Annotated in this window: 11 protein-coding genes; 8 read left to right on the forward strand and 3 right to left on the reverse strand. The window is 71.6% G+C overall.

Annotated elements, in window-relative coordinates; genetic code table 11:
- Positions 1 to 48: 48 nt before the first annotated feature.
- Both ABD691_RS32505 and ABD691_RS32510 read right to left on the reverse strand, forming a co-directional pair.
- Complete coding sequence (locus tag ABD691_RS32505) at positions 49 to 282, reverse strand: DUF2283 domain-containing protein (protein ID WP_344686198.1); 234 nt, start codon at positions 280 to 282, stop codon at positions 49 to 51.
- A 70-nt stretch (positions 283 to 352) separates the two neighbouring features.
- Positions 353 to 1,387 carry a 4-hydroxy-3-methylbut-2-enyl diphosphate reductase gene (locus tag ABD691_RS32510; RefSeq protein WP_344686199.1) on the reverse strand — a complete coding sequence of 345 codons (1,035 nt, stop codon included), beginning with the start codon at positions 1,385 to 1,387 and terminating at the stop codon, positions 353 to 355.
- 97 nt (positions 1,388 to 1,484) lie between these two features.
- Between ABD691_RS32510 and ABD691_RS32515 the strand changes: the two genes are divergently transcribed.
- The 6 genes from ABD691_RS32515 (at position 1,485) to ABD691_RS32540 (ending at position 6,151) form a co-directional block, all read left to right on the forward strand.
- Complete coding sequence (locus ABD691_RS32515; RefSeq protein ID WP_344686200.1) at positions 1,485 to 1,925, forward strand: lipid droplet-associated protein; 441 nt, start codon at positions 1,485 to 1,487, stop codon at positions 1,923 to 1,925.
- 11 nt (positions 1,926 to 1,936) lie between these two features.
- Entirely contained in the window at positions 1,937 to 3,157 is a 1,221-nt protein-coding gene (gene xseA, locus ABD691_RS32520) for an exodeoxyribonuclease VII large subunit (protein ID WP_344686201.1), read from the forward strand.
- Between the two features lie 45 nt (positions 3,158 to 3,202).
- Entirely contained in the window at positions 3,203 to 3,634 is a 432-nt protein-coding gene (locus ABD691_RS32525) for a hypothetical protein (RefSeq protein ID WP_344686202.1), read from the forward strand.
- Positions 3,635 to 3,693: 59 nt separating this feature from the next.
- Positions 3,694 to 3,891, forward strand: a complete 198-nt coding sequence (locus tag ABD691_RS32530) for an exodeoxyribonuclease VII small subunit (RefSeq protein ID WP_344686208.1) — start codon at positions 3,694 to 3,696, stop codon at positions 3,889 to 3,891.
- 225 nt (positions 3,892 to 4,116) lie between these two features.
- Entirely contained in the window at positions 4,117 to 5,163 is a 1,047-nt protein-coding gene (gene glpX, locus ABD691_RS32535) for a class II fructose-bisphosphatase (RefSeq protein WP_344686203.1), read from the forward strand.
- A gap of 244 nt (positions 5,164 to 5,407) precedes the next feature.
- Complete coding sequence (locus tag ABD691_RS32540) at positions 5,408 to 6,151, forward strand: S1 family peptidase (RefSeq protein ID WP_344686204.1); 744 nt, start codon at positions 5,408 to 5,410, stop codon at positions 6,149 to 6,151.
- A 59-nt stretch (positions 6,152 to 6,210) separates the two neighbouring features.
- On the opposite strand, the gene ABD691_RS32545 is transcribed toward ABD691_RS32540, so the two are convergent.
- A complete protein-coding gene (locus tag ABD691_RS32545) occupies positions 6,211 to 7,185 on the reverse strand; it encodes an NAD(P)/FAD-dependent oxidoreductase (protein ID WP_344686205.1) in 975 nt (324 codons plus the stop codon).
- A gap of 206 nt (positions 7,186 to 7,391) precedes the next feature.
- On the opposite strand from ABD691_RS32545, the gene ABD691_RS32550 reads away from it, so the two are divergent.
- Both ABD691_RS32550 and ABD691_RS32555 read left to right on the forward strand, forming a co-directional pair.
- Positions 7,392 to 8,177 (forward strand): S1 family peptidase, encoded by a 786-nt coding sequence (locus ABD691_RS32550; RefSeq protein ID WP_344686206.1) that lies wholly within the window; start codon positions 7,392 to 7,394, stop codon positions 8,175 to 8,177.
- Between the two features lie 216 nt (positions 8,178 to 8,393).
- Positions 8,394 to 9,782, forward strand: coding sequence for a class II fumarate hydratase (locus tag ABD691_RS32555; protein ID WP_344686207.1), 1,389 nt, complete (start codon positions 8,394 to 8,396; stop codon positions 9,780 to 9,782).
- The last annotated feature ends 46 nt before the right edge of the window (positions 9,783 to 9,828 follow it).

The raw sequence follows: 9,828 nt of genomic DNA on the forward strand, positions 1-9,828 counted from the left end.
GGAGCCGCCGCGGCGGCCGAGGAGGCCCCGCAGGGACGACTCGTTCGACTAGGCGGAGCCGGGCGGGTGCTCGGCGAGGAAGGACCCGGGCAGCCGGTCGCGGTCGCCGAGGATCTCGATGCCGAGGATCCGGCCGCTCGACGAGAGGTCGAGCAGCGCCAGCGGGTTGCCGTCGCGGTCCTCGGCCACGATCTGCTCGGCCGCCTCGCCCGGTCCGATCCGGGCGAACGCGACGTAGGCGGCGTCGGCCTCCGGGTCCGTGCGGACCGTCGGGTAGTTCATCAGCGCTTCCCGATCCCCCGAAACGAAAGAAGGCCCGCGACCGCGGGCCCTCCTGGGACAGCCGTCCGCCTCAGCGGACGCCCTTCGGGCCGTCCGGGTTCTCCCTGAGGTCCTTGCGCAGCTCGCGCGGGAGGGCGAAGGCGATCTTCTCGTTCGCCGTGGTGACCTCCTCGACCTCGCCCCAGCCGCGCTCGGACAGGTAGTCGAGGACCTGCATCACCAGCACGTCCGGCACCGAGGCACCGCTGGTCACGCCCACCGTGGTGACCCCGTCCAGCCAGCTCTCCTCGATCTGGCTGGCGTAGTCGATCAGGTGCGAGTCCGAGGCTCCCGCCTGCAGCGCGACCTCGACCAGCCGCTTGGAGTTCGAGGAGTTCTGCGAACCCACGACCAGCACCAGGTCGCACTCCGAGGCCATCGCCTTGACCGCGAACTGCCGGTTCGAGGTGGCGTAGCAGATGTCGTCGCTGGGCGGCGCCTGCAGATCGGGGAACCGCTCCTTGAGCTGGTCGACCCGCTCCATCGTCTCGTCGACGCTGAGCGTGGTCTGCGACAGCCACACGACCTTGGACGGGTCGCGGATCTCGACCTTGTCGACGTCCTCGGGCTTGTCGACCAGCTGCACGCGGTCCGGGGCCTCGCCCGAGGTCCCCTCGACCTCCTCGTGGCCCTCGTGACCGATCAGCAGGATGTCGTAGTCCTCCTTGGCGAACCGGTTGACCTCCTTGTGGACCTTGGTCACCAGCGGGCAGGTCGCGTCGATGGTGCGCAGGTTGCGGCGCTTGGCCTCCTCGTGCACCGCGGGCGACACCCCGTGCGCGGAGAAGACGACCAGGGCGCCCTCGGGCACCTCGTCGGTCTCGTCGACGAAGATCACGCCGCGTTCCCGCAGGGTCTCCACGACGTGCTTGTTGTGCACGATCTCCTTGCGCACGTACACCGGCGCGCCGTAGGTCTCCAGCGCCTTCTCGACGGTGATCACGGCGCGGTCGACACCGGCGCAGTACCCGCGCGGCTTGGCCAGCAGCACGCGCTTCGCCGATCGGTCGTGGTTGTCGGATCGGTCCTGGTTGGCGGGGTCGGCGGCCCGGGGCGAGGTCGTCATGGCACCCAGGGTACGGACCACCCGGCGGCCGGTCAGCCGGGCACGGTGCGGCAACGGACCATGGCCACGCCGGTCCGGATCGGGCAGTCTGGGCTGCATGTCATCGTTTCCCCTCCCGGTGCGGGTCGCGGCCGGGCTCGCGGCGACCGCCGTCGAGCAGACCCGCAGGCTGCCGACCACCCTGCTGGGCCTGCCGATCACGCTGGCCAGCCAGGCGCTGCAGGTGTCGATGCGGGTGCAGCAGCAGGTCACCGAGCTGGCCATCAAGGGTGACGAAGCGCTCGCCGGACTGCGCGGTTACGAGGAGCAGCCCGAGTGGGCCACCTTCGACGAGGACGAGCCGGACACCGCCGAGCCCGAGGACCCGTCTCCGACCGCCGAGTACGACGGGCTGACCCTGCCGCAGCTGCGCGGCAGGCTGCGGTCGTTCACCGCGGAGGAGCTGGCCGAGCTGCTCGACCACGAGCGCTCGCACGGGAACCGGCCGGAGTTCGTGCGGATGCTCGCCAACCGCCTGGAACGGCTGCGCTCCGAGTAACCTGCCTCGCGATGAGCGCCCCCACCAGCCCCGAAGAGCCGTGGCCCGTCCGCACGGTGGCCCGTAAGATCGCCGACTGGATCAACCGGCTCGGCACGATCTGGGTCGAGGGCCAGATCACCCAGATCTCGGCCCGCCCCGGCGCCGCCACCTCGTTCCTCACGCTGCGCGACCCGAGCGCCGACGTGTCGCTGACGCTGACCTGCTCGTCGTCGCTGCTGCGCAAGATGGATCCGCCGCTGACCGACGGCAGCCGGGTCGTGGTGCACGGCAAGCCCACGTTCTTCGTCGGGCGCGGCACGCTGAGCCTGCGGGTCGACGAGATCCGCGCGGTCGGCATCGGCGAGCTGCTCGCGCGCATCGAGCGCCTGCGGCAGCTGCTCAAGGCCGAGGGCCTGTTCGACCCGGCGCGCAAGCGCCCGCTGCCGTTCCTGCCGAACCGGGTGGGCCTGATCACCGGCCGGGCCTCGGCCGCCGAGCACGACGTGCTCACCAACGCGCGGCTGCGCTGGCCGTCGGTGCAGTTCGAGATCCGCAACGTCGCGGTGCAGGGGTCGACGGCGGTGCCGCAGATCCTCGACGCCCTCGGCGAGCTGGACCGGATGCCGGAGGTCGACGTGATCGTCCTGGCTCGCGGCGGCGGCAGCGTGGAGGACCTGCTGCCGTTCTCCGACGAGGCGCTGTGCCGCGCGGTCTCGGCGTGCCGGACGCCGGTGGTCAGCGCGATCGGCCACGAGCCGGACTCGCCGCTGCTCGACCACGTCGCGGACGTGCGCTGCTCGACCCCGACCGGCGCGGGCAAGCGGGTGGTCCCCGACGTCGCCGAGGAGACCCGGCGGATCCACCAGCTGCGGGACCGGGCCCGCAGGGCGTTGCACGGATGGGTGGATCGGGAGCGCAGGCTGCTCGACGCGCTGCGCAGCAGGCCGGTCCTGGCCGACCCGCACGGACCGCTGGCCCGCAGGTCGGAGCAGGTCACCGCGCTTCGTGACCGGGCCCGCCGGGCGACGACCGGGGTGCTCAACCACGAGCGGCACGCGCTGGCCGCGATCCGATCAAGCTTGACGACCCTCGGCCCTGCGGCCACTCTTGCTCGCGGATACGCGATCGTGCAGCGCACCGATCCGGACGGAGTGGACGGGGTGCTCAGATCGGTCGACGAGGCCCCGCCGGGAACCCGACTGCGGGTCCGGGTCGTTGACGGGGCGGTATACGCGGTCGTATCGGAATGACCGCAGGCGGTCCGCTGGGCTCGCCGATCAGGACGGAGGCTGGTGGTGCACCCGAGGCAGGAGCCCACGTTCCTCCCGTTGACCGTGGGCGTGGCCAGGTCGGCCGCGGGCGAGCAGGACGATCCCGAGCGGCGTCGGCTCGCCGACGCGGTGTGCCGGCGGGCCGAGGAGGCCGAGTCGGCCGCGACCGGCTGCTGGGCGGCGCTGCTCGGCGGTTGCGAGTCCGCCGAGCGCAGGGGGCTGCCGGCCCGGCTGCGCGCGCTGGCCGAGGCGACCACCGGCTACGTGGGCGAACCGTGGTGGTTCGGACACGGGTCGGTGCACCGACGTAGGGTCGCCGAGGCGCAGCTGCGGATCAACGACGCGGTGCGCGAGGGCGACGGTGCCGAGTTCGCCGAGGCATTCGTCGGCTACGACCAGGCGATCGCCACCGCGGTGGTGTCCGTGCGGAGCAAGTTGGAGAGTCCCACCCCGTGACCACGAGTGAGCACGACCCGAAAGACGAGCACTTCGACCCCGTAGCCGCGCACCCCGACGTGGCCGAGATGGGCTACGAGCAGGCCAGGGACGCCCTGGAGGCGGTGGTCAAGCAGCTGGAGGCCGGCGGCCTCTCGCTGGAGGAGTCGCTCGCGCTGTGGGAGCGCGGCGAGGCGCTGGCCGCGGTGTGCGAGCGGCACCTCGCGGGCGCGCGGGAGCGCGTGGAGCGCGCGCTCGCGTCCGTCGAGGACGAGTAGGGCGCCGGGCTCGTCCGGCTGAGCGCTGTTGCGCGCGGCCCGCCGGGCTCGCATGCTCACCGGCGCGAGGACTCGTCGGTGGTGCAGTGGGCTGGCCCACTGGCGACCCCGACAGCACCTCCGATCTGGGAAGATCGGGCGCAATGAGCCTGGGCGCGACGGCATCGATCCCGCGCCGACGGGCCGTGAGTACCCGATGAACCCCGCTCACCACCGGGAGGCGCGATGAGCACATCCAGCACCGAAAGCCGCCGCGAGGCACCGGACCGCAACCTGGCCATGGAACTGGTCCGGGTCACCGAGGCCGCCGCGATGGCCGCGGGCCGCTGGGTCGGCCGCGGCGACAAGAACTCCGGTGACGGCGCCGCCGTCGACGCCATGCGCAAGCTGATCGGCACCGTGTCCATGCGCGGCGTCGTCGTCATCGGCGAGGGCGAGAAGGACGAAGCCCCGATGCTGTTCAACGGCGAGGAGGTCGGCAACGGCCAGGGCCCCGAATGCGACGTCGCCGTCGACCCCATCGACGGCACCACCCTGCTCAGCAAGGGCATGCCCAACGCGCTGGCCGTGCTCGCCGTGTCCGAACGCGGCGCCATGTTCGACCCCTCGGCCGTGTTCTACATGGAGAAGCTCGCCGTCGGGCCCGAGGCCGCCGACGTCGTCGACCTGTCGGCCCCCGTCGCCGAGAACATCCGCCGCGTCGCCAAGGCCAAGCACATCGACGTCTCCGACGTCACCGTCTGCATCCTCGACCGCCCCCGCCACGAACAACTGGTCAAGGAAGTCCGCGAGGCGGGCGCCCGGATCCAGTTCATCTCCGACGGCGACGTCGCCGGCGCCATCGCCGCGGCACGGCCGGACAGCGGCGTCGACATGCTCCTGGGCATCGGCGGCACCCCCGAAGGCATCATCACCGCCTGCGCGCTGAAGTGCCTCGGCGGCGAGATCCAGACCCGCCTGTGGCCCAAGGACGACGCCGAACGCCAGAAGGTCGCCGACGCCGGGCACGACGTCACCCGCGTGCTGACCACCTCGGACCTCGTCCGCGGCGACAACGTCTTCTTCTGCGCCACCGGCATCACCGACGGCGCGCTCCTCAAGGGTGTGCACTACCGCGCGAACCGGTGCAGCACCCAGTCCATCGTCATGCGGTCCAAGTCCGGCACCGTCCGCATGATCGACGGATCGCACCGCCTGTCCAAGCTCCGCGAGTACGCCAACGTGGACTTCGGCAGCGACGGGGACACCGCGAGGCACGGTCTTCTGCCCTGATTTCCGGTCGGCAGTTTTTCCCGCGTTTCACAGTTTCGCGCGGAACCCGAATTCCCGGGTTCCGCGCGAAACGCCTGGAAAGCGGCTGTTCGGAGGCCCGTCCGGGGTGAGTTCCGATTAGGTCAACGGACACAGGGATCACCTGTCTTCCTCCCTTAGTGGGTACATCTTTCGTGTGGTTCGGAATACCGTCTGTGGCCATCCGGCGACCGGCGCCGGGGATTCACGGAAGGATTCAACGGATATGCGGAAGCGTTCCGTTCTGATCGGAGTTCTCGCCGTCGCAAGCACGGCCGCACTGCCCGCGGTGGCCTCCGCGGACGACGTCGACACGATGATCGTCGGTGGTCACGACGCGACCGAGGACTACTCGTTCATGGCCTCGCTGCAGATGAACGGCGGCCACGGCTGCGGTGCGTCGTTGATCAAACCCGAGTGGGCGGTGACCGCGGCGCACTGCGTGCAGGGCGGCAGCCCGGCCGACTTCAGCCTGCGCATCGGCAGCAAGGAGCACGCCAGCGGCGGCGAGGAGGCCGGCGTGGCGGACGTGATCGTCCACCAGTCCGGCGACATCGCGCTGCTCAAGCTGGACCACGCGGTGCAGTCCGCCCCGATCAAGATCGCGGCCGAGTCCGGCGACCCGGGCACCAAGACCCGGATCATCGGCTGGGGCCAGACCACCCCGGCCCCCGGCGGCGACGCACCCGCGATCCTGCAGGAGCTCGACACCTCGATCGTCGACGACGGCAGCTGCACCGGCATCACCGGCGAGAGCGAGATCTGCACCGACAACCCCGGCGGCGACTCCGGTGCCTGCTACGGCGACTCCGGCGGCCCGCAGATCAAGGGCACCTCGGGCAACTGGGAGCTGATCGGCGCCACCAGCCGCGCGGGCAACAACGACTCCAACTGCGCCACCGGCCCGTCGATCTACACCGACGTGGTCGCGTTCACCGACTGGATCAACCAGAACACCGGCGGCGCCTGACCCCGTCGTCCGGGCCACCCCGATCAGCCCGGGACCACGGTGAATTCGCGAGCGGGCGCTCACCCCATGTTCGACGAATGCCCCGGGAACAAGTGGGCGTCCGGATTGAGCACCACGGCGATGTTGTTCACCGCGGTCGCGGCCTCGCCGAATCCGGTGGCGATCAGCTTGACCTTTCCCGGATACGCGGCGACGTCGCCCGCCGCGTAGACCCGTTCCCGGTTCGTGCGCATCGTGGTGTCGACCCGGATCGTGCGCTTGTCCAGCTCCAGCCCCCAGGACTCGATCGGCCCGAGGTCGGCGGTGAACCCGAGCGCGGCGACCACCGCCTGCGCGGGCAGCACCTGCCGCCGGTCGCCGGACAGCGCCAGCTCCACCTCCCGCGGCCCGCTGTCGTCGCCGCGGATCTCGGCGACCTCGGCGTCGGTGATCAGCGGAACGCCCAGCTCCTCGACCTTGCGCACCAGGCCCGGGTGCGCCCGGAACCGCGCCCTGCGGTGCACCAGCGCCACGCTGCGCGCGACCGGGTGCAGCGCGAGCGCCCAGTCGAAGGCGGAGTCGCCGCCGCCGACCACCACCACGTCCTGTCCACTGTGGGCGGACAGCTCGGGCACGAAGTGCACGACGCCGCGCCCGATCCAGCCGTCGGCGGCGGGCAGCGGGCGGGGCGAGAACTCGCCGATGCCCGCGGTGACCAGCACCGCGCCCGCGCGGACCGACTCGTGCTCGCCGACGCCGACCAGCAGCCCGCCCTCCACTTCGGACAGCGTCCTGGCGTGCCTGCCGAGCAGGTAGACCGGGTCGTACTGACCGGCCTGGGCGACCAGCGCGTCCACCAGGTCCCGGCCGCGCACCTCCGGGAACCCGGCCACGTCGAAGATCATCTTCTCCGGGTACATCGCGGTGACCTGGCCGCCGGGCTCGGGCAGCGAGTCGACCACCGCCACCGACATCCCGCGGAACCCCGCGTAGTACGCCGCGAACAGCCCGGTCGGGCCCGCGCCCACCACGAGCAGATCGACATCGCAGTCCATGCCCACCCCACTTCGTCGTAGCACGTGGACGCTTCCAAGGTTAGGCCGTGTTCGCCCGGAACGACCTTTTCTCGCACCACCCGAACGAACCTCGGGGATTTCCCCTGCGCCGTACTGACCAGTAACCAGCGGCAGTTGGCGGTACCTGGCCGGGAAAACACCGCCTTAACTTCTGCGAAACGGGTCCGTGCGGGAGAGGAGAACCCGTGAGTAGAACTTCCCTTGTACTCGGTGGTCTGGTAGCGCTGGCGCTGGCCGCCGGCGCGGCGCCGGCCGCCACCGCAGCGCCCGCCGACGACCCCGGAGCGCTGATCGTCGGGGGTCACGAGGCGACCGAGCAGTACGACTGGATGGCCTCGTTGCAGCGCCAGGGCCAGCACAGCTGCGGTGCCTCGCTGATCGACGCGGAGTGGGCGCTGACCGCGGCGCACTGCGTGCAGGACGTCGCCCCCGCCGACCTCGGCCTGCGCATCGGCAGCCCCGACCACACCAGTGGCGGGGAGGAGGCCGGGGTGGCCGAGATCGTCGTGCACCCGGACTACGCGACCAAGAGTCCCAACGGCGACATCGCGCTGCTCAAGCTCGACCACGCCGTGTCGAAGGAGCCGGTCCAGCTGGCCGACGCCTCGGGCGAGGTCGGCACCGAGTCGCGGATCATCGGCTGGGGCGTGACCTGCCCGGTCCGCGGCTGCGGCGAGCCGCCCGTGCGGCTGCAGGAGCTCGACACCCGGGTCGTCGACGACGCCCAGTGCTCGCTGAGCGCCATCGACGGTCCGACCGAGATCTGCACCGGCAGCCAGCAGGTGCTGCTGTCCAACGCCTGCTTCGGCGACTCCGGTGGCCCGCAGCTGGAGGGCGGTCCCGGCAACTGGCGGCTGACCGGCGTGACCAGCCGCCTCGGCAGCCTGGTCCCGGTCTGCGGCACGGCGCCGTCGATCTACACCGACGCCACCGCCTACCGCGACTGGATCTCGCAGGTCGCCGGGGTCTGACGCGGGGGCTGTCCCTTGAGCTCACCTTGGCGCACGGTGCCGGTGGCGGTGCAAGCTGCGCCCGTGGGCCAAGCGGCTGCGCCGCTTCGAAATCGAAGGCGCCGGTCCACGGACCGGCGCCTTCGTCGTGCGCGCGACCGCCGCGTCGCTCCGGCCCGGTCCGGAGTGGGCACGGCCATACTGACCATGACCCGCGGCCGGGGGCACACTTTCGTCATGGCAGAACAGGACTACCGGATCGAACACGACACGATGGGCGAGGTGCGGGTTCCCGCCGACGCCCTCTACCGGGCCCAGACGCAGCGCGCCGTCGAGAACTTCCCGATCTCCGGACGCGGCCTGGAACGGGCGCAGATCCGCGCGCTCGGCCTGCTCAAGGCCGCCGCGGCGCGGGTGAACGGCAGGCTCGGCGTGCTCGATCCCGAGCTGTCCGAGGCCATCGCCGCCGCGGCCGACGAGGTCGCCGAGGGCCGCCACGACGAGCACTTCCCGATCGACGTGTTCCAGACCGGCTCGGGCACGTCGTCGAACATGAACGCCAACGAGGTCATCGCCACCCTCGCGACCCGCGCGCTGGGCCGCGACGTGCACCCGAACGACCACGTCAACGCCTCGCAGTCGTCCAACGACACCTTCCCGACCACGATCCACGTCGCCGCGACCGAGGCGGTGCTCTCCGACGTCATCCCGGCGCTGGAGCACCTGGCCGGGACGATCGAGGGGCGCGCGGCGGAGTGGACCGAGGTGGTCAAGTCCGGTCGCACCCACCTGATGGACGCGGTGCCGATCACGCTCGCGCAGGAGGCCGGCGCCTGGGCGTCCCAGGTCCGCTTCGGCGTCGAGCGGCTGCGGGCCGGGCTGGGCAGGCTGGGCGAGCTGCCGATCGGCGGCACCGCGGTCGGTTCCGGGCTCAACGCCCCGGACGGCTTCGGCGCGGCGGTTTCCGCGGAGCTCGCCTCGGTCACCGGGCTGCCGCTGACCGAGGCCCGCGACCACTTCGAGGCCCAGGCCAGCCAGGACTCGGTGGTGGAGACCTCGGGCAACCTGCGCGCGGTCGCGGTCAGCCTGAACAAGATCGCCAACGACCTGCGCTGGCTGGGTTCCGGCCCGCGCACCGGGCTAGCCGAGCTGGCGCTGCCGGACCTGCAGCCGGGCTCGTCGATCATGCCGGGCAAGGTCAACCCGGTGATCCCGGAGGCCACCCTGCAGGTGGTGGCGCAGGTGATCGGCAACGACGCGGCGGTCGCCTTCGCGGGCGCGCAGGGCAACTTCCAGCTCAACGTCAACCTGCCGGTGATCGCGCGCAACGTGCTGGAGTCGGCGCGGCTGCTGGCCGCGGTGTCCAGGCTGCTGGCCGACAAGGTCTTCGCCGGGGTGCAGGTCAACGCCGAGCGGGCTCGCGAGTATGCGGAGGGCTCGCCGTCGATCGTCACCCCGCTCAACCGGTTCATCGGCTACGAGGAAGCGGCCTCGATCGCCAAGCAGGCGCTCAAGGAGCGCAAGACCATCCGCGAGGTCGTGCTCGAACGGGGGCACGTGGAGGCGGGGAAGCTGACGCTGGAGCAGCTAGACACCGCCCTCGACGTACTCGGCATGACGAGGTAGGGGGCTTCCAGGCTCGTTTTGCTTGGCGGTGCGGGTGGCGGAACCT

The organism is Saccharopolyspora taberi (assembly GCF_039534165.1).
Lineage (GTDB): Bacteria > Actinomycetota > Actinomycetes > Mycobacteriales > Pseudonocardiaceae > Saccharopolyspora_D > Saccharopolyspora_D taberi.

Excerpts from the sequence above, each read along its gene's own strand:
- ABD691_RS32505 (WP_344686198.1), bottom strand. The coding sequence starts at position 282 with ATGAACTACCCGACGGTCCGCACGGACCCGGAGGCCGACGCCGCCTAC.
- ABD691_RS32510 (WP_344686199.1), bottom strand. The coding sequence starts at position 1,387 with ATGACGACCTCGCCCCGGGCCGCCGACCCCGCCAACCAGGACCGATCC.
- ABD691_RS32515 (WP_344686200.1), top strand. The coding sequence starts at position 1,485 with ATGTCATCGTTTCCCCTCCCGGTGCGGGTCGCGGCCGGGCTCGCGGCG.
- xseA (WP_344686201.1), top strand. The coding sequence starts at position 1,937 with ATGAGCGCCCCCACCAGCCCCGAAGAGCCGTGGCCCGTCCGCACGGTG.
- glpX (WP_344686203.1), top strand. The coding sequence starts at position 4,117 with ATGAGCACATCCAGCACCGAAAGCCGCCGCGAGGCACCGGACCGCAAC.
- ABD691_RS32540 (WP_344686204.1), top strand. The coding sequence starts at position 5,408 with ATGCGGAAGCGTTCCGTTCTGATCGGAGTTCTCGCCGTCGCAAGCACG.
- ABD691_RS32545 (WP_344686205.1), bottom strand. The coding sequence starts at position 7,185 with ATGGACTGCGATGTCGATCTGCTCGTGGTGGGCGCGGGCCCGACCGGG.
- ABD691_RS32555 (WP_344686207.1), top strand. The coding sequence starts at position 8,394 with ATGGCAGAACAGGACTACCGGATCGAACACGACACGATGGGCGAGGTG.